Annotated in this window: 16 protein-coding genes; 10 read left to right on the forward strand and 6 right to left on the reverse strand. The window is 42.7% G+C overall.

All coding sequences use genetic code 11. The annotated features are described in order from the left end of the window. Positions 1-22 precede the first annotated feature (22 nt). The 3 genes from ACOOEY_RS06930 (at position 23) to ACOOEY_RS06940 (ending at position 2,255) form a co-directional block, all read left to right on the forward strand. A complete protein-coding gene (locus ACOOEY_RS06930; protein WP_420387944.1) occupies positions 23-700 on the forward strand; it encodes a hypothetical protein in 678 nt (225 codons plus the stop codon). Positions 701-764: 64 nt separating this feature from the next. Next, the gene (locus ACOOEY_RS06935; protein ID WP_420387945.1) at positions 765-1,499 is read left to right on the forward strand and encodes a VIT1/CCC1 transporter family protein; all 735 of its coding nucleotides are present in this window, start codon (positions 765-767) and stop codon (positions 1,497-1,499) included. Between the two features lie 45 nt (positions 1,500-1,544). Beyond that, on the forward strand, positions 1,545-2,255 hold the full coding sequence (locus ACOOEY_RS06940) for a hypothetical protein (RefSeq protein ID WP_420387946.1): 711 nt from the start codon (positions 1,545-1,547) through the stop codon (positions 2,253-2,255). Here the strand turns inward: ACOOEY_RS06940 and ACOOEY_RS06945 are convergent. The 4 genes from ACOOEY_RS06945 to dnaN form a co-directional block, all read right to left on the reverse strand. Beyond that, on the reverse strand, positions 2,252-2,971 hold the full coding sequence (locus ACOOEY_RS06945) for a phosphoadenylyl-sulfate reductase (protein ID WP_420387947.1): 720 nt from the start codon (positions 2,969-2,971) through the stop codon (positions 2,252-2,254). The genes ACOOEY_RS06940 and ACOOEY_RS06945 overlap by 4 nt on opposite strands. Next, positions 2,968-3,246, reverse strand: coding sequence for a DUF2061 domain-containing protein (locus ACOOEY_RS06950; RefSeq protein ID WP_420387948.1), 279 nt, complete (start codon positions 3,244-3,246; stop codon positions 2,968-2,970). Before ACOOEY_RS06950 ends, ACOOEY_RS06945 begins: the two co-directional genes overlap by 4 nt. A 116-nt stretch (positions 3,247-3,362) precedes the next feature. Beyond that, positions 3,363-3,779 carry an RrF2 family transcriptional regulator gene (locus tag ACOOEY_RS06955; protein WP_420387949.1) on the reverse strand — a complete coding sequence of 139 codons (417 nt, stop codon included), beginning with the start codon at positions 3,777-3,779 and terminating at the stop codon, positions 3,363-3,365. 76 nt (positions 3,780-3,855) lie between these two features. Next, on the reverse strand, positions 3,856-4,977 hold the full coding sequence (gene dnaN / locus ACOOEY_RS06960) for a DNA polymerase III subunit beta (RefSeq protein WP_420387950.1): 1,122 nt from the start codon (positions 4,975-4,977) through the stop codon (positions 3,856-3,858). A 267-nt stretch (positions 4,978-5,244) separates the two neighbouring features. Between dnaN and ACOOEY_RS06965 the strand changes: the two genes are divergently transcribed. From ACOOEY_RS06965 to ACOOEY_RS06975, 3 genes are read left to right on the forward strand one after another with little or no spacing between them, the layout of a single operon-like run. Next, positions 5,245-7,386, forward strand: coding sequence for a nitrite reductase (locus ACOOEY_RS06965; protein ID WP_420387951.1), 2,142 nt, complete (start codon positions 5,245-5,247; stop codon positions 7,384-7,386). 3 nt (positions 7,387-7,389) lie between these two features. Next, entirely contained in the window at positions 7,390-8,145 is a 756-nt protein-coding gene (gene cobA / locus ACOOEY_RS06970; RefSeq protein WP_420387952.1) for a uroporphyrinogen-III C-methyltransferase, read from the forward strand. Positions 8,146-8,148: 3 nt separating this feature from the next. Beyond that, positions 8,149-9,063, forward strand: a complete 915-nt coding sequence (locus ACOOEY_RS06975; protein WP_420387953.1) for an NAD(P)-dependent oxidoreductase — start codon at positions 8,149-8,151, stop codon at positions 9,061-9,063. Positions 9,064-9,156: 93 nt separating this feature from the next. On the opposite strand, the gene gldG is transcribed toward ACOOEY_RS06975, so the two are convergent. Together gldG and gldA are read right to left on the reverse strand one after the other, a co-directional pair. Then, the gene (gene gldG / locus ACOOEY_RS06980) at positions 9,157-11,559 is read right to left on the reverse strand and encodes a gliding motility-associated ABC transporter substrate-binding protein GldG (RefSeq protein WP_420387954.1); all 2,403 of its coding nucleotides are present in this window, start codon (positions 11,557-11,559) and stop codon (positions 9,157-9,159) included. 1 nt (position 11,560) lies between these two features. Continuing rightward, positions 11,561-12,460, reverse strand: coding sequence for a gliding motility-associated ABC transporter ATP-binding subunit GldA (gene gldA, locus ACOOEY_RS06985; RefSeq protein ID WP_420387955.1), 900 nt, complete (start codon positions 12,458-12,460; stop codon positions 11,561-11,563). A 765-nt stretch (positions 12,461-13,225) separates the two neighbouring features. On the opposite strand from gldA, the gene ACOOEY_RS06990 reads away from it, so the two are divergent. The 4 genes from ACOOEY_RS06990 (at position 13,226) to ACOOEY_RS07005 (ending at position 18,047) form a co-directional block, all read left to right on the forward strand. Then, entirely contained in the window at positions 13,226-15,316 is a 2,091-nt protein-coding gene (locus tag ACOOEY_RS06990; RefSeq protein ID WP_420387956.1) for an ATP-binding protein, read from the forward strand. A gap of 82 nt (positions 15,317-15,398) precedes the next feature. Beyond that, a complete protein-coding gene (locus ACOOEY_RS06995) occupies positions 15,399-15,974 on the forward strand; it encodes a hypothetical protein (RefSeq protein ID WP_420387957.1) in 576 nt (191 codons plus the stop codon). Positions 15,975-16,328: 354 nt separating this feature from the next. Beyond that, positions 16,329-16,883: a hypothetical protein gene (locus ACOOEY_RS07000; RefSeq protein ID WP_420387958.1), complete on the forward strand. Its 555-nt coding sequence runs from the start codon at positions 16,329-16,331 to the stop codon at positions 16,881-16,883. A 207-nt stretch (positions 16,884-17,090) separates the two neighbouring features. Next, on the forward strand, positions 17,091-18,047 hold the full coding sequence (locus ACOOEY_RS07005) for a Fic family protein (protein ID WP_420387959.1): 957 nt from the start codon (positions 17,091-17,093) through the stop codon (positions 18,045-18,047). Positions 18,048-18,103: the final 56 nt, after the last annotated feature.

Consider the following 18,103-nt stretch of genomic DNA (forward strand, 5'->3'; position numbering starts at 1 on the left):
AGCAGAACAAAAGAGGAGTTGCATGATCAGAGGAAAATTACGTGGCAAGATCATATCCATCTACACGATGGAATTAATCGTTGTGATTTTGGGTATAACCATCGCCTTTCAGGCTCAGGTTTACTATGAAAACAAGGTAGAGAGGAAGCAGGAGAAAAATGCCATCGAGAAGTTAAGGCTCGAAAACGAACTGAACCTGGAAGAGTTTGAAAGCCTTCAGGCCTATCGCAGCAGTATGGAGCAAAACACGCGAATACTGCTGACCATTCTCGACTCTCCTTTCGGTAATAATCCGGATAGTCTGGAAGCCTATATATTCGACCTGCAAAGAATCTCTACCCCTGACCTACAACAGGAATCATTAGCCTATTACTTAAGTAGCAACTTCACCTATAACAGACCTGAACTCTCAGAAGAACTTATCTCCCTCCGAAATCTTTATCAGGAACTGCACGACATCACAGATCATTATTGGGAAAAGAAAACCAAGTACTTCTTCGACTACCTGAAAGACGAAGTCGACTTTGTCAATCGCAAAGTGCTTTCTACCAATAAGCTGGGAAGTACGGAGTTTAGAAACGACATCTGGAGCCTGTTTCTGGATGAAATAGAACAAAACCGATTGTATAAGGAGTCTTATGACAGGCTTATCAGAGTACAAGACCTGACCATTGCCGCTTTAAATGATAAAAATGGCTAATTTAGACCTTCAGTCATTTCCATACTGAAAGAGAAAGAATTAACCCTAATTATTGCTTAGCTCTATGGCAAAACATCATGAATCCCACCTGCATGGTGAAAATAAATGGTTCTCAAAGTTTCAGGATTATATAGGTGAGTTTATCTATGGAGGTATTGACGGTTCTGTCACCACCTTTGCCGTGGTAGCCGGAGCTGCAGGTGCTCACCTGGAAAGCTCTGTCGTCCTGATTCTGGGTTTTGCCAACCTGTTTGCTGATGGATTTGCCATGTCAGTAGGCAGCTACCTCTCTACTAAATCCGAGAAGGAGAACTATGAGAAGCACAAAGCTATTGAGTATTGGGAAGTAGATAATCTGCCGGAAAAGGAAAGAGAAGAGATCAGAGAAATCTACCAGGCCAAGGGGTTCGAAGGTGAATTGCTGGAGCAGGTAGTAGATAAGATCACAGAAGACAAAGACCGTTGGGTGGACGTGATGATGAAAGAAGAACTGGAGATGAGTGAAGAATCCAAATCCCCCCTGCAAATGGGTTTTGTCACCTTCATTTCATTCCTGATTCTGGGTTTTATCCCGCTCATCGTCTATGTAATGGACTATGCAGGCCGGGGAATTTCGGGTGACCTGTTTGTCTATTCATCTGCACTCACTTTTATTACATTTGCAGGAATTGGCTTTGCCAAGAGCTACGTGACCCATGCCAATAAACTCAGAAGTACATTAGAAACATTATTCCTTGGAGGGTCAGCCGCAGTATTAGCCTATTTTGTTGGCGACCTGTTAGAGAAAATGATAGCTTAAGCAGCTTTTGTAAATTGAGCCAGTCTTTTTGAAGTACACATCAATATGGTCAAAATAGGAACATCCAGAAGGCTAAATAAAGCAAGGTCATCCGCCTCACGTAAATTGAGGAGACGTGATGTCTTTACTTACCTGATGGAAGTAGTACTCATTATTTTCGGTATTACGGTCGCATATCAACTCAATGTGCTGTATGAAGACAAGAAAGACCTTCAACTCGAACGAGCTGCTATTGAGAAAGTACATCGGGAGAATGAGACCAATATGGAGTACTTCGCGAGTATGGTTTTAGACAGGAAACAACAGGAAGAGGATACTCGCGAATTGGCCAGAATACTTTTCTCTGGAGGATTACTGGAAGATGACTATATCAGCAGATACCTCTTTAATATCAACAAAACCATTAAGCCACTGGTACAGTTAGAAGCCATCAACTTCTACCTGAATACCAACTACACCAATAGAAATTCTGATATTAAAAGTGAGCTCATTACCCTTAAAAGCAAGTACCTGGAACTGCGCGAAGTAGTTGACTACTATGTCCGTATTAAGGAAAAATACTACTCAGACTTTCTGGTTTCAGATGTAGACTTTGGTGAAGAGCGTATCCTCACATACGACAAAATCAAAAGCGTTGAATTCAAGAATCTCGTTGTTAACCTGCTCGCTAACGAGCAGCAACTCAACAAACTCTACACAGAAACCTATGAGTTAGCCCTGGACCTTGACGAGTCTCTGGAATTGAAAATGCATTAAGAAGCAGCTACTGTCTTTACCTCATGCAGTCCACATTCCTTTTGTGAGGCCTCCCAATACCATCGACCAGCTCTCGGATGCTCTCCCGGTTCAATAGCCCGCGTACACGGTGCACAACCAATACTGATATAGCCCTGATCGTGCAGCTTGTTATAAGGTACTTTGTATTGCTTCAGGTAGTCCAGCATCTCTTCGTAAGACCAAAGTAATATAGGATTGAATTTGATGACCTGATTTCCCTCATCCCATTCCAATAACTGAAAGTTCTGACGGTTCTCTGACTGGTCGGCCCGCAGACCGGTTACCCAAACCTTAGCTCCTGCCAGTGCTCTTTTTAAAGGTTCCACTTTGCGGATAAAGCAACACTGCTTTCTATTCTCAACTGATTCATAGAAGCTGTTCATGCCCTTTTCATTGACCATGGCCTCTACCCTTTCAGCCTTTGGATAATATACCTTGATGGGTTGTTTGTACCTGGCTCGCGTCTGGTCTATCAGTTCATAAGTCTCTTTGAACAACCTGCCGGTGTCGAGAGTAAACACCTCCACATCTACATGGTGACGGAAAATGGCATCGGTAATCACCTGATCCTCCTGGCCAAAAGCGGATGAGAATCTGACTCCTCCGGGAAAAGCCTTAGCCACAATGCTGAGTGACTCTTCCAGTGATTTTCCTTCTATTTCTTCTATAAGTTGGTTGATAATTGCCTGATTCATTTTCTCACTTTTACGGTTGCCCAAACTCTTTCATGTAGGTAGTACAAGATCATTTTGGTAACTACTTCAACCGATCCAATGGAAAAAGCAGTGGTAAAGTCTCCGGTGATGATGTAGGAAATCACCATGGTATCTATAGTCCCTACAACCCTCCAGCTTATGGTCTTAAGCAGGCTTTTCAGGTTGCTATCCACCTTTTTTGACTCTTCTATTTTTCCGTTGATCAGCGTATCTACCAGCATATTTGTCTTGTTCAGAATAGATTCGAGTTTCAAATCTATATATATCCTACCATTTTAGTAGACTTTTAACGGAGAAATTTTTCCAGGAGTTCAAAAAATTACCAACTGCCTGGCCAAGCAGTCGATCAAAACATGAAAGTGAAATGGTATTACTCCTTGTTTCTCAGAACGTCAGCGAGGGTTTTGTTCTCCAGCACTTTGAGCGTGTTGTCACGGACTTCAGCCATTACACGGTTCAGGCCACAAACTGCCTCCACACAGTTCTCACACTTCTCATAGTAGTTGAGACTGACACAGGGAAGCAAAGCAATGGGACCATCCAGCATACGAATCACTCTGGCGAGTTTTACTTCTTCCGGTGGCTTAATGAGGTAGTATCCTCCACCCTTTCCTTTTTTGCTCCCGAGTACTCCAGCCTTTTTCAGTTCCAATAAGATGTTTTCCAGAAACTTGAGTGAGATCTTACGCTCCTGTGAGATTTCAGAAATTAATACAGGGCCCTTATCCTGGTTCTCAGCAAGGTAAGTCAGCGCATGAAAGGCGTACTGTGTTTTCTTAGAGAGCATTCGTAATAATCGTCAAAATTTGGCCTTTAAACAAAAAAGGAGCCGAAGCTCCCTTTTCATTCAATTATATAGAACATTAATAATTATTCAACATTACCGGCATAACCAGCATAAGAATATCTTCGCTTTCATCCGTATCCTTAGGAATGATCAGACCTGCACGATTAGGGGCAGACATCTGTAGCGTAATGGACTTTGAATGAATATTGCTTAACATTTCCACCAGGAACTTCGCGTTGAATCCGATTTCGATATCCTCTCCTTCGTGCTCGCAGGCCAGAGTTTCCTTGGCCTCATTAGAGAAGTCAAGATCTTCAGCCGAAATAGTCAGCTCACTTCCGGTGATCTTCAGTCTGATCTGGTGAGTAGTCTTGTTAGCGTAAATTGAAATACGTTTCAATGAACCAAGAATCTCGTTTCTTTCAATCGTCATCTCGATTGGGTTCTCTGCAGGAATTACGTTCTCGTAATCCGGGAAACGCTCGTCAATCAGACGACAGATCATTTTAATATTGTTGAAGTGGAAGTAAGCATTCGATGCATTGTATTCCACCACCACGTTCACATTTTCTGAAGGTAAAGTCGACTTCAACAGGTTAAGGGCCTTTCTGGGGATAATGATAGACATACCAGAATCGGTCGCTACATCCACTCTTCTGTAGCGCACCAGTCTGTGACCGTCTGTTGAAACAAAAGTCGTATTGGTATCTCCCAACTTCACAAACACACCCGTCATTGCAGGTCTTAACTCATCGTTAGAAGTAGCGAAGATGGTATTATTGATCGCACTGCTCAACACGTCAGTCGACATATCTACAGAGTACGCGTCAGTGACTTCAGGAACTTTAGGGAAGTCGGTAGCATTTTCGCCAGCCAACTTATATCGACCATTATCTGAGTTGATCTCTACACTGTAAGTCTCATTATCGATGCTGAAAGTCACAGGCTGCTCCGGTAAGTTCTTGAGTGTATCCATCAATATTCTGGCAGGAACAGCAATACTGCCATCTTCCTTCGCTTCAACATCGATCTCAGTGATCATGGATGTCTGAAGATCAGAAGCAGTTACTGTTAACAGGCCATCGTTGATCTCAAATAGGAAATTCTCGAGAATGGGAACAACCGGGTTGGTTGTGATTACGCCATTGATATTTGACAGGCGTTTCAAAAGTTCAGCTGAAGAAACTATAAACTTCATAGAAGGTCGATTTTTTGAGTGGTTTTAATAAGCGGATAAAATTAAAAATAAAATCTATTCCACCCATTAAATGTAAGGATTTTGAGGCGAACAACAGACCAGATTAGCACATATCCCCCGGTCACCTGCAAGACAGATTCAATAAACCATTCAAATTTCAAGGGAACCATCTTTATATTATTACCCTACTTTTTTGGTAGACTTTACATTCTTTTACTTAAACTTGCGAAGTAGAGTCAATTATCTCATTGGAAAAAGCATCACATTATGAGCCTCACATTGCATAAAAACATTAACCCGGCTGCTCAGAAAGACATCCGAGAACTGGCCTCCCGAATAGACAAGTTCAACAAGGGAGAAATTGCCGAAGACAAATTTAAACTCTACCGATTGACCCGTGGTGTCTATGGACAAAGGCAGGCAGGAGTTCAAATGATTCGGATTAAACTCCCCTATGGAAAGGTTACTCCTCAGCAATTGGTCACTATAGCCGATGCTTCTGATCGTTATGCTACCGGTAACCTCCACCTCACTACGAGACAGGACATACAATTACACTTTGTAAAGCTAAGTGACTCTCCAGCCCTCTGGGCCGACCTGGAAACCAGTGATGTCACCCTCCGCGAAGCATGTGGGAATACCGTCAGAAATGTAACAGCCTCTCCAGATGCAGGTATCAACCCCAATGAACCCTTCGATGTTAGTCCATATGCTCATGCTCTTACCCACTTCTTCCTGAGGAACCCCATCTGTCAGGATATGGGGAGGAAAATGAAGATTGCGTTTACTTCTGACGAGCGCGATACTGCCATGACCTACTTCCACGACATTGGCTTTATTCCCTTGCTTCAGTATAAGAATAACCAATCAGTCAGAGGTTTTAAGGTAGTTGTTGGTGGTGGCTTGGGTGCTCAGGCCATGACAGCTCAGACGGCTTATGAATTCCTTCCGGCAGAAGAAATCATTCCCTTTGCTGAAGCACTGATCAGGGTTTTCGACCGATACGGTGAGCGGGCCAACCGAAACAAAGCCAGACTAAAATTCCTCCTGAAGAAGATTGGGCTGGAAAAACTAATGGAGCTGGTAGAAGCAGAGCGCAAGACTTTAAAATCTGCCCAACACAGTATCGATGAATCTTTAACCGATGTTATTATCCCGGAAGAAAAAACAATTCCGGAGGTGAAAACCGAGGACTGGCCATCTTTCGAAGACTGGAAGCGCACCAATACATTCGAGCAGAAACAATCGGGTTTTTACGGGGTCTGGGTCAGGGTACCACTTGGCGACATTGACTCTGCACGGGCCAGAAAACTGGCCGACCTGGTGCAACGATATGCAGCTAATGATATCCGGGTAACAGCCAATCAGGGACTATTACTCAAGTACGTGAGACCGGAATTACTCCCCTATTTCTTCCAAAGTCTGACTGAGCTCAATCTGGCCAGACCTGGCTTTGACAGCACTCATGATATCACTGCCTGCCCCGGAAGCGACACCTGTAACCTGGCAGTAACCAATAGTACCGGACTGACCAACGCCCTGGAAAGTCTGCTGGCCTCTGATTTCAAAAACCTTGTTGATGAAGCCAACATCAAAATAAAGATCAGTGGCTGTATGAATGCCTGTGGACAGCATATGGCCGCCAACATCGGTTTCCACGGAAGTTCTATCAAGCATGAGGGACTGGTTATACCAGCCATGCAGGTGGTGATTGGTGGCGGGGTTTCACCGGAGGGTGAAGGCTTCATTGCTGAGAAAGTGATCAAACTTCCGACCAAAAGAATTCCTACAGCCCTTGCTGAATTACTTCATCATTATGAAGCAGAAAAGCTGGAAGGCGAATATTTCAACGACTTCTTTCAGCGCCTGGGCAAAATGCATTTCTATCATTTACTGAAACCTTTGGCTGAAACAGAAACCCTGCAAAAGGAGGAATACATAGACTGGGGGAAAGAAGAAAAGTTTGTGCCTGAAATTGGTGTGGGAGAATGTGCCAGTGTGATGCTGGATGTTATCGGTACCATCATCGATGAAGCACAAGAGCGACTGAACTGGGCAGAAGAGGGACTTGAGGAAAAAGCCTGGGCCGATGCCATTTATAATGCCTACTCCACCTTTGTCATTGGTGCGAAAGCCCTGCTTCTGAGCGAGGATGTAAAGTGCAACACCCAAATCGGTATACTGGAAAGCTTTACCGAACAGTTCGGTTCAAACGACTCCTTCAGTTTTACAGGAGATTTCAAATCCCATGTGTTGAAAATGCAACAGCAGGAACCTGAAGAGGACTTTGCCTTCTCTTATGTAAAAGAAGCTGCTGCTTTCCTCAAAGCCGTGAGAAGATTCAGAGGAGCTCAACTGGCTGCTCAGGGTGAAGACAAACTAGTGATCAGTGATTTTTACAAAGCCTAAACCATGATTCAACCTAAATTAAGTTTAGTAGGTGCCGGTCCGGGCGATCCTGATCTTATCACCGTTAAGGGACTCAAAGTCATTGCCGAAGCCGATGTCATTCTCTATGATGACCTGGCTGGCAAAGCCCTACTCTCCTATGCCCGAAAAGGCGTAGAGAAAATCTATGTAGGGAAAAGAGTAGGTAAACACAGTCATACCCAACAAACCATCAATGAGCTGATCGTCCACTTTGCGCAGGAAAAAGGCCATGTGGTAAGGTTGAAAGGTGGTGATCCCTTCATTTTCGGAAGGGGTTATGAAGAGCTGGAATACGCAAGAAGCTTCGGCATACCGACCGATATCGTTCCAGGGATCAGCAGCGCTCATGCTGTCCCTGCCCTGCAACAAATTCCCCTGACCTCAAGAGGTTTCAGTCAAAGCTACTGGGTAGTGACAGCCACCACAAAAGAAGGTGGATTGACCCCGGATATCGCATTGGCCGCACAATCTACTGCCACCATTGTGATACTGATGGGCACGAAGAAACTGAAGGAGATTTGTAACACCTTCCGTCAATATGGACAGGAAGACAAACCGGTAGCGATTATACAAAACGGCACCCTCGCTAATGAGAAAATAGTGAGTGGCACTATCAGGGATATAGAAGCACTTGCCGATTCAGCCAATATAGCCTCTCCTGCGATCATCATTGTGGGTGAAGTAGTTCGTCTTGGTAAGCCCTTCACCCAAATCATACAGGAAGTTCAAACGCTGTAGGTCATGGCCAATGAATTATATCCCGTATTTCTAAAAGTTAATCAGTTCGATACGCTGATTGTTGGTGGGGGAAATGTAGGACTGGAAAAGCTGTCATTTCTCCTGAAAAGCAGCCCTAATGCGAAGGTCACTTTGGTCGGTAAAACCATTTTGCCGGAGATCAAATCATTGGCCGCAAAACATCGGGAAGTGACCCTGTTTGAACGCGCCTTTTTTCCGGAAGACATGACGGGCATGCAATTGGTTCTGGTGGCCACGGAAGACCACGACACTAACCTGGCCATTCAACAGGAAGCGAAGGAAAGAGGCATATTGGTGAATGTGGCCGATACGCCAGAACTCTGTGACTTCTATCTGGGAAGCATCGTCAGCAAGGGAGATTTGAAGATTGGTATTTCCACCAATGGCCAATCACCCACTATTGCCAAAAGACTCAAGGAAGTGTTGAACGAAGCACTTCCTGAAGAAATCGATGAACTTTTGAAACAAATGAAGGTGATTCGTGATGAATTAAAAGGTAACTTCGGTTACAAAGTGAGAAAGCTGAATCAACTAACTTCGGATTTGGTTTCCAAAAATACCGTCAACAAGAAAATGAATATGAAGGAAATAACTGTAAAAGAACTGAAAGCGCTAAAAGACAGCGGAGCCGATTTCCAATTAATAGATGTACGTGAACCTTATGAGGCTGAAATAGCTGAGATAGGTGGAGAGTTGATTCCACTCGGTACTGTTCCTCAAAACGTAGACAAATTTGCCAAAGACAAGCAGGTTGTAGTGCATTGCCGAAGCGGTAAAAGAAGTGGCGATGCAATTTCCTGGCTGGAGAATCATCATGGTTTCGAAAACCTCTATAACCTTAAAGGGGGGATTCTGGCCTGGGCCGATGAAATTGACAACAATACAGAGAAGTACTAATCTCCTCTAAAACATCATTCCCGCGAATGCGGGAATTTTACTTCCTTTCCATAGGCTGTTGAAGACCACCGCCTGCACAGGGATGACGGTCAATTAGAAACGGGCGTACTTTCTTCTTCTGATCACATCGCGCAGTATGCCGAACAACACCAGAATTACCAATGGTCCGGCCAGGTTAAGCGCCTGCCAGAAGGTTCTTTCCTCCTGAACTTTCACCCTATTCAAAGGCCTCAAAGTCACCTCCTTATTTCTGGAAGTAATCAGACCGTTTTCATCGGTTAGGTAAGCCAGTGCATTGAACATAAAGTCCTTATTGGCATAGCGCACCTTCTCACCCTCCTCTCTGAACGGATTCACTCCCAATTCATAAGGTGTCCCATTTCTCAGGTTCAACTCATTGCGAATAAAGTCACCGTCAGAAACCACAACCAATTTGGTAGGCATACTTTCCTCAAAGAATGAAGTCTGATCAACTGTATCAGGCAATACTCTATTCTTAAAAAGGGAGGTGAATTTTCCTTCCAGTAGATAAGCTACGGCCTGCGGGCCTCCGGTGAACTGCGCAGGGTCCGGCTGATTGGCATAGTCTTCAAAGGCCACCGGAGCTGGAGCCGGAAGTACCCTGGTATATTCTGAAGTAAACATGAGTGGAGTCTTTTGTACTCCCTCCGCCTTTACCGTATCCATGGTACTGAAAAAGCGCAGGTAAACGCCATCCATATTTTTCACAATCAGATGCTCCGGGAATTGATTGGCCTCAGCAAAGAAAGGCCAGGGTAGGTTAATGACTTCGTTTTCTTCCCCCACCACCACAGGATAACGTCCAAAGTTCTGAATGTCCTGGATATAGTTCTGGTTCAGTCGAATCCCATAGCGGAAAAGCAAATCGCCCAGGTTATGCTCAACAGGAGTGGCCAGGGTACCCATGCCTGCCGCCTGCGCCATGTTTACCTGCAATTCCTCCATAAGGAACATCACCTTTCCGCCATGCATGATATACTGATCCAGTATATACTTCTCTCCTCTGCTGAAGGCAGTCAGTGGTTTAGCAATGACTAAGGCATCATAGTCCTTAGGGTAAATTTCCGATGTCAGCTCCATAGACTTCATATCGAAGTACTGGACCATTTCACTCATGAAGCCCGCAATGTTCAGAGAATCCAGTTCCCGATGCCCTTTCACCATCCCGATGGTCTTTCTGTTCAATCCGGCCAGGCGTTGCAAACCCACCGCCATTTCGAATTCCACATTCTCTATGGCCTGGTTGATACTGACATTTCCTTCATTTCCACCTTTAAACAAAAGAATCCCTGCAGCCTGTTGACCGTAGCGTACAATCACATAGGGAAAAATAATCTTTTCAATCTGGCGCCCATCCTCCACGTCAAAAACGCGGGTCGGTTCAAATCCATTCTGCATCAGATAATTGATATTCTCGTTCCTGGTTTGAGCATCATCCGCTCCGGTAGGATCAGTAAAGAAGTAGTTGATCATACCCGGTTTGTAGATATCAAACTCTTCGATGGTTTCTTCAATGGAGCGTTTGAAGCGCTCAAAACCCGCGGGCAGATCACCTGCCAGAAGTACCTCAATGGTCATAGGCTCATCCAACTGACGGAGTAAAGCCTTCGTTGCAGGCTTCAGCGTATAGCGCTGATCTTCAGTTAAATCATAGCGGTAGAAGAAATTGGCGGCCAGGATATTAAAAACCAGTAAAGCCAGCATTCCCAGAACCACTCGCTTCCACAGTCTGGAGCGGATAGGCTTAAAACTCAACTTTCTGGAAATAATCTTCCAGTGGGTGATGATCAGAATAAAGATGATGGTAGAAAAGAAGAAGGTCACATCGCGGGTATCAATCAATCCCCGACTCAATGCATCATAGTGAAAGCTTAAGCTTAAGTCTTCTATATATACTGCCGTTTGTCCACTGAACATATCCGCCAGGGCACTGACACCAGTGTAAAGGAAAAAGCAGAGGAATACGGCCAGAATAAAAGAAACAATCTGGTTTTCCGTAAAGGCAGAGGCTGCCAGACCGATAGCGGTGAACACACCCCCCAGCAGGATCAAACCAATATAGGAACCTATAATACCCGGCACATCGAGATTACCAACGGGATTACCCAGTTGATAAACCGAATAGAAATAAACCAGCGTAGGAATAACGGAAAGCACAACCAGTGTAAAAGCCGCTAGGTATTTACCCAGCACAATCTGCCACTCCGTGAGCGGCTTGGTTAGCAACAATTCTATGGTACCTGCCCTGCGCTCTTCCGCCAGCATACGCATGGTAATGGCCGGAATCAGGAACATAAAGACAAATGGCCCCAGGGAGAAAAGGCTTTCCATATCGGCAAAGCCATAGTTGATAATGCTGGTTTCAGGGAATACCCACATGAGCAAACCAATACCGGTGAGAAAGACCCCAATCACCACATAGGCGATCAGTGAATTCAGAAACTGCCGGATCTCCTTATGGTAAATTGCCCACATATCAGTTCGCCTGAGTTAACTGGTGAAAAATCTCTTCCAAATCCTGACTCTCCTGACTCATGCTCAAAATCACCCAGTCATTTTCCTTGGCCATTTTAAAGAGAATAGCCCTTAAATCCTGACCCGATGCGGTTGAGATCACGTACTGGTGAGCGTCCATGCTTTCCACCTGACCCAGGGCCTCCAATGCCTTTTGGTCTATGGCAGATTCGAACTCTACCTTGAGTGAAACCCGATTACCCATTAGGTTCTTTAAAGTATCATTAGCTACAATCTTACCCTGATTGATAATCACCACCCGATCGCAGAGCGCCTTCACTTCCTGCATAATATGGGTACTGAAAATAACCGTCTTATCCTGACTGATAGATTTAATCAGCTTGCGGATTTCCACCAATTGATTAGGATCGAGTCCCGTAGTAGGTTCATCCAGAATCAGCACTTCGGGATCGTGCAACAGTGCTTGTGCCAGCCCTACCCTTTGCCGATAGCCTTTGGAAAGCATACCGATTTTCTTATTCTGTTCTTTAGTGAGGCCACAACGATCTACCATCCCCTTTACCCTGGCCTTGGCCTCGTTACCCTTCATGCCATGCGCGGCTGCCATAAAAAGCAGGTATTCATGCACATACATATCCAGATAGAGGGGATTATTTTCTGGCAGATAGCCAATCTTCCTTCTGGCCTCCACCGGTTGATTCATTACATCGATACCACAAACCTCAACGGTTCCTTCCGATGGAGGAATAAAGCCCATAGCCACTTTCATGGTGGTGGACTTACCGGCACCATTGGGGCCCAGAAAGCCCAGAATCTCACCGGGTTGAGCGGAGAATGAGATAGTGTCTACCGCTTTTTGCGATCCGTAAATCTTAGTAAGCTCAGCAACCTTTACTGACATTGATGAATGAACGTGCTTTCGTGATATGAATTGTCAAAGATAAAGGAAGATGTCAGATGTGAGAAGTCAGATTTCAGATTTTGCTGGAAGCCGGAAGCGGGTGGCTTGAAGCTAGAAGTCAGAGGTCAAAAGACAGGGGGTGGAAGTTTTTGATTGTGGGGTCAGTTGTCAGAAAACGGAAACCGGAAATCAGTTAAGGATCAGATAGGGTACTGCTCCTTCACGGGTCAGGGGGAATCGCAGACGCAATTTTTTGCCTACGGGGAGAGTTATCAGAAAACGGAAACCAGAAATCAGTCAAGGATCAGATGCAGTGCTGTCCCTTTAGGGGGCTGGAGGGGGAATTGCAGACGCAAGTTCTTGACTACGGGGAGAGTTATCAGAAAACGGAAACCAGAAAACAGTCAAGGATCAGATAGGGTACTGCCCCTTTAGAGGTCAGGGGGACTGCAGACGCAAGCTTGAGTGGAGGGTGGCGTAAGAGTTAATTATCAGTTAATCGTGAATGGGCAGATAATGCTGCGGCTAGTGTCCTCCTCTGGAGGAGGTCTCCGGAGGACGGAGGAGGGCATCAACTTTAAACCTTTTTCCCTATATTCATTACCACTTCACTGACACACAATACAATTACTAACTTTTATGTGGGAGCATTAGCTATATATTGGGTATGCTAAAATGATTCTTTACAACCTTAATTGAGCATAAGTGCTGCACTGAGGTATATAGAACTTAACACTGGGGAGCATTTAAATAAAGACACAAAAAATGAACAAGAGAACAAGGCTGATATTTCTGGGACTCTCATTACTACTTTTAATTGGGGTTGGAAGATTCGTTACAAATGATTTTAATTTCATACTCAACGACTTTTGGTTCACTTCAGGATTCTTACTACTGATTCTACTTTCATTAATTGATCAGCCACATTTCTCTAAGGACTCAAGTATTTTTATAAATGCTGTTACCGCAGGAATATCTCTGCTACTAATTTCAGAAGAAAATAGGAATTGGGTCTTTTGGCTTTTTCTTGGAATAACCTTATACCTTGCTGGAAGCAGTTACATATTAATGTGGACGCGAAATAAACCCTTGTCTCAAGAGAAAACGCGAATACAATTTTTTTCTAGAGTAAACAGGGAGATTGGAAAACCTCAAACACTTTTCTCTGCTTTCTTTCTCTGGGGTGCTTTAAATCAATTTGGACTAGCCAGTGATGGTTTTAATGCATTGCTAATGTATTGGGTTGTTTTTATGATACTCAACATTCCAGCCCTTGCTGTTATCTTCAATAAACTGTTTGAACCTAACGAGATTGAAAAACATGAAAATGCACTTGGGTCCATCTTAGGAGTTCAATCAAAAAACACTTTTCTGGTTAAACTATTTTCAGAACGAAAACAGACAATCAAGCTCTTCGATTTTGTTGAATTTGTTTACTCAATTGATGATGCTCGTCAAATTAGAAAAGGCATAATTCTGGATACTTATCTATTAAATGAGCAACAATGGATAAAAGTTCTTACGTCTGTTGAAATCAACAAGATTTTTGATAATAAGCCAATACTTCAAGGGCATACTGATGATATAATCTACAAGATATCAGAAGTCCCTGAGAATGAATATCTAGATACATTTGTAGGAATAGTTACAGAAAACTCTTCCATTCAAAAAATCAAGTTTGTTTATAACTCCAGAGCCTCTGTCGAAGATGGCCAACTTCTAGAAGTCAGAGTTAAAGCCGCATCTGTTTACTATCAAATTGTTGAAGGCATAACTAGAATTGAGCAATTAGAAAATAAAAATGAAACAGGCTTAATTGTTGGTGAAGCAATCCAACTAGGAACCTGGAATCATAATAAAGTTAGATTTGAACAATTTGGATGGGTTCCCGAAATAAACTCTCCAGTCTACATTTCTTCCCAAATTCAGGATGTTGAAATTGCAGCTACAGAATTCCAGATTGGACATATCCCCAATACAAATTTCCCGGTCATTATAGACAAAGAATTAGCACTTACTCACCATACAGCAGTTCTTGGTGTAACTGGAACAGGTAAATCTATATTTGCGCGAAATCTTATTAGGGAATATCTAAAGGATGAGACTATCAAAGTTATCTGTATTGACTTTACGGGTGAATACAAAGGAAAATTTGCAGACTCAACCCCAGTTAAAATTGTTAGCGAAGACAAGGATGATGAACTCTATAAAACATTCGAGTGGATCTCAAATGAGTTGGAAAAATTCGGTAACCAGCAGGATAAGGAAAAGCTTAAGAAAGCTGATGAGTTCATAAAGACCACTTTGAATGATGCTCTAGAAACTTTTTTAAAGTCTGAGGATTCTAGGATAAGCATTTTTGAACTCCCTGATGTCTCAAATACCGCAAGCATCTTAGAGTACACTAGACAACTATTCAAAGCTCTATTCGTGATAGCCAAATCTCAAAAGTGTTTTGGTCATAAAGTTTGTATCGTTCTTGAAGAAGCTCACACAGTAATTCCAGAATGGAATTTTGTTGGCATAGCCGACAAATCCTCTCAATCTTTGCTTAACAGTATTGCTCAAATTGCACTGCAAGGACGTAAATATGATGTAGGACTAATGGTAATCGCTCAAAGAACTGCCAATGTTTCAAAAACAGTTCTGACTCAATGCAATACAATTATTTCATTTCAAGAATTTGATAAAACCAGCAGTGAATTCCTCTCAAACTATTTTGGTCAAGGTATAGCAAATGTTCTTCCAAACCTCAAGTTTAGACAAGCAATTGCTGCAGGCAAAGCTCTAAAGTCAAATGTTCCTATGATATTTGAAGTACCTGAGATAAGTGAACCAGAAACTGAAGAAGAATAGAATTATCAAACGACACAATCATAAAACCAATGTGTAATACTTCGTTTATCCAAACCGTTAGTCTACATATTTACAGCTTCGAATGACAACCAAAGATTACCAAGATCAATTAATCCATCCTCTTAGTCAAAAAATGCCCGGCTTAGACGTAGTTTCAGAATGGATTTCCTTTCGTGGAGATCGAACTCAATATTCACCAAGGGTCGACATAGCGGTTGGACCATTTAACATTGGCCCAGGCCCTAACATTAATCACGAATACGATTTAATAATCGATAACAACAAAATCGTTAAGGACTTTCTATCTCAGGCATTTGAAATTCATAATTCCAACATGAAGGAATTAGCTCCGAAATTGGCCTTTATGGATTTTGAAGAATTATTAAGAATCAACAGAAATTCCAGATGCTTCTTATCCATTGAAATAGAAAATAAGAACTCTAAAAAACATATTATGGGAAGCGTTGTGAATGCATGTTCTTTAGGACGAATTGGAATCGGTGTAGCTTTTACAGAAAGTACATTAAAGGCATTTGCGCGAATATTGAATTACTTGAACTTTCTCAAATCTGTAGGCAAAAACACCTATAGAACAACGAACTTTCTGCTTCTTTCAAAAGAACAATTTGACAATCTAATAAAAATCGAAGACGAATAATCGTCAAGCACTCTAGGCACCTTTCTCTAGTCTTAGCCGGATACTGAGACTTGTTACACAACTACTAGACAAACTCAACTACCTCCCCAATACCCCATACAAAAACTCCAACCTCTCCGCATCCTGCATCGGACCTGAGGTAATTTCCTTGCCTAGGAAGATGATCTGTTATCGTTATGTCTAGTAATCTATTCGGGAAGTTTATGACATTGTCCAGACTTGCTCTTTCATCTCTTGCAATTACTTTTATACACCCTCTGGTACCCAATCAATGTATCCTATCAGTTCCATTTTGACTTTGAAATAGATATATTCGGTAGGTAATAGTTAAACACAAGGCTATTTCAAACAAAAATGAACACGCAAGAAAGAGATAAAATTGCTCAGTTACTGTCCAAAAAGATTGATAGACAGAATGAGCTGAGAAAGAAAGCAAAGGAACTGGAACTACTCAATGAAGAGCTTCTGGACACTAAATTTTTTCGTAGCATCAACTCCACTTACCTGTTTTTAAAAAGAGGCCTGTTATGGATCGTAGGGATATCCTTGTCAATTTTCGCCATTGTAACGCTTATTTTTCCCAGCCTCATAGGTGGGATTTTTGATGTCAAAATTCAAGAAGCCCTTTACGATTTCCTTAGATTTTTCTCTACCCTGATTTTAATTTCAGGTCTAACTCTGCTGTATATCAGTAGTATGACGAGAAAAATAAGGCTGAGAAATCAGCAGTTGACCCAGGCAGAAACCGTCACGAGACAAATCATTAGCAATTATCGGTCAACCATCCAGGAAGAAGACAGACAGATCAACAGTCTGAATGAGATACTAAAAACGTTCCTGTATAACTCTTCCACAAATAGTTCGAGTCATACTCACTCAGGTCCCAGCGAGACACCAAGACCTGAATAAGTACCATGTTCCAAACACTAAGAAGTCTAAAGTCTAGCGTCTGTTGTCTGACATCTACCTCCCCTCTAATCTTAGCGTCTCGCTGAGACCTTATGCCCCAAAAATATATCAACCCCTGATAATCAACGTGCTATACCGATTCAAATAAAATTTTAGCACACAGTCATCAATTAATCTCTACCTTTGATAGTATCATATGATACTATTATGAAACCGCCTTATGAAATATCGCCTGCTATTTTAAAGTTGGTTTCCACTATTTCTGAAAAAATTGGGGTTATTAACGCTACTCATCTCACTAAGCCACCTACTGAACTCCGAAAAAAAAACCGTATCAGAACCATTCAGTCTTCTTTGGAGATTGAAGGTAATACACTTTCCGAGAAGCAAATCACGGCCATTTTAGAAGGCAAGCCGGTAATAGCACCAGCTCAGGATATTCTGGAGGTTAAAAATGCGATTGTTGTTTACGATCAGATCAATTCCCTCAACCCCCTATCCATTAAAGACTTTCTTAAGGCCCATAACATGCTCATGGTTGGTTTGATCGAAAATGCAGGCAACTTCAGAACAAAGAATGTAGGTGTCGTCAAAGGTTCAAAAGTTCAGCATTTAGCTCCTCCTGGTCATATGGTGAGTGACCTGATGAAAAACCTGTTTGGGTACCTGAAAACCTCCAAAGAGATTGAGTTGATCAAGAGTTGTGTTTTCCACTATGAATTGGAGTTCATTCACCCCTTTACTGATGGAAACGGAAGAATGGGCAGGCTCTGGCAAACCCTTATTCTGATGAAGTTCTCACCTGTTTTTGAATTTCTCCCTATTGAAACAATTATCAAACAGAAACAGGAGAACTACTACAAAGCCCTTAGTGATTCGGATAAAGTGGGAAAAGCTACTCCATTTATTGAATTTATGCTAGGAGTGATTGATGAGGCACTTGAAGAAGTTACCAAAAACCAACGATCTGCTCTTACTAACATGGACAGGCTTATAATCTTCAAAGAAGTGATTCAGGGCAAAGACTTTAGCCGCCAGGATTACCTCGTTCATTTTAAGGAGATTTCATCAGCCACAGCCAGTAGAGACCTAAAATTCGGAGTAATGGAAGGTATGCTACTGAAACAAGGAGACAAAAGGCTAACCACTTATCGATATGTTTGAGCTAGTCGTCTGCCATCTTCCGACTCTCCAACCCACTTCCCCCCAAAGGGGTGCCA

Source organism: Roseivirga sp., assembly GCF_965216855.1.
Lineage (GTDB): Bacteria > Bacteroidota > Bacteroidia > Cytophagales > Cyclobacteriaceae > Roseivirga.

Coding starts and splice junctions, on each gene's coding strand:
- ACOOEY_RS06930 (WP_420387944.1), top strand. CDS start 23: ATGATCAGAGGAAAATTACGTGGCAAGATCATATCCATCTACACGATG.
- ACOOEY_RS06935 (WP_420387945.1), top strand. CDS start 765: ATGGCAAAACATCATGAATCCCACCTGCATGGTGAAAATAAATGGTTC.
- ACOOEY_RS06940 (WP_420387946.1), top strand. CDS start 1,545: ATGGTCAAAATAGGAACATCCAGAAGGCTAAATAAAGCAAGGTCATCC.
- ACOOEY_RS06945 (WP_420387947.1), bottom strand. CDS start 2,971: ATGAATCAGGCAATTATCAACCAACTTATAGAAGAAATAGAAGGAAAA.
- ACOOEY_RS06955 (WP_420387949.1), bottom strand. CDS start 3,779: ATGCTCTCTAAGAAAACACAGTACGCCTTTCATGCGCTGACTTACCTT.
- dnaN (WP_420387950.1), bottom strand. CDS start 4,977: ATGAAGTTTATAGTTTCTTCAGCTGAACTTTTGAAACGCCTGTCAAAT.
- ACOOEY_RS06965 (WP_420387951.1), top strand. CDS start 5,245: ATGAGCCTCACATTGCATAAAAACATTAACCCGGCTGCTCAGAAAGAC.
- cobA (WP_420387952.1), top strand. CDS start 7,390: ATGATTCAACCTAAATTAAGTTTAGTAGGTGCCGGTCCGGGCGATCCT.
- ACOOEY_RS06975 (WP_420387953.1), top strand. CDS start 8,149: ATGGCCAATGAATTATATCCCGTATTTCTAAAAGTTAATCAGTTCGAT.
- gldG (WP_420387954.1), bottom strand. CDS start 11,559: ATGTGGGCAATTTACCATAAGGAGATCCGGCAGTTTCTGAATTCACTG.
- gldA (WP_420387955.1), bottom strand. CDS start 12,460: ATGTCAGTAAAGGTTGCTGAGCTTACTAAGATTTACGGATCGCAAAAA.
- ACOOEY_RS06990 (WP_420387956.1), top strand. CDS start 13,226: ATGAACAAGAGAACAAGGCTGATATTTCTGGGACTCTCATTACTACTT.
- ACOOEY_RS06995 (WP_420387957.1), top strand. CDS start 15,399: ATGACAACCAAAGATTACCAAGATCAATTAATCCATCCTCTTAGTCAA.
- ACOOEY_RS07000 (WP_420387958.1), top strand. CDS start 16,329: ATGAACACGCAAGAAAGAGATAAAATTGCTCAGTTACTGTCCAAAAAG.
- ACOOEY_RS07005 (WP_420387959.1), top strand. CDS start 17,091: ATGAAACCGCCTTATGAAATATCGCCTGCTATTTTAAAGTTGGTTTCC.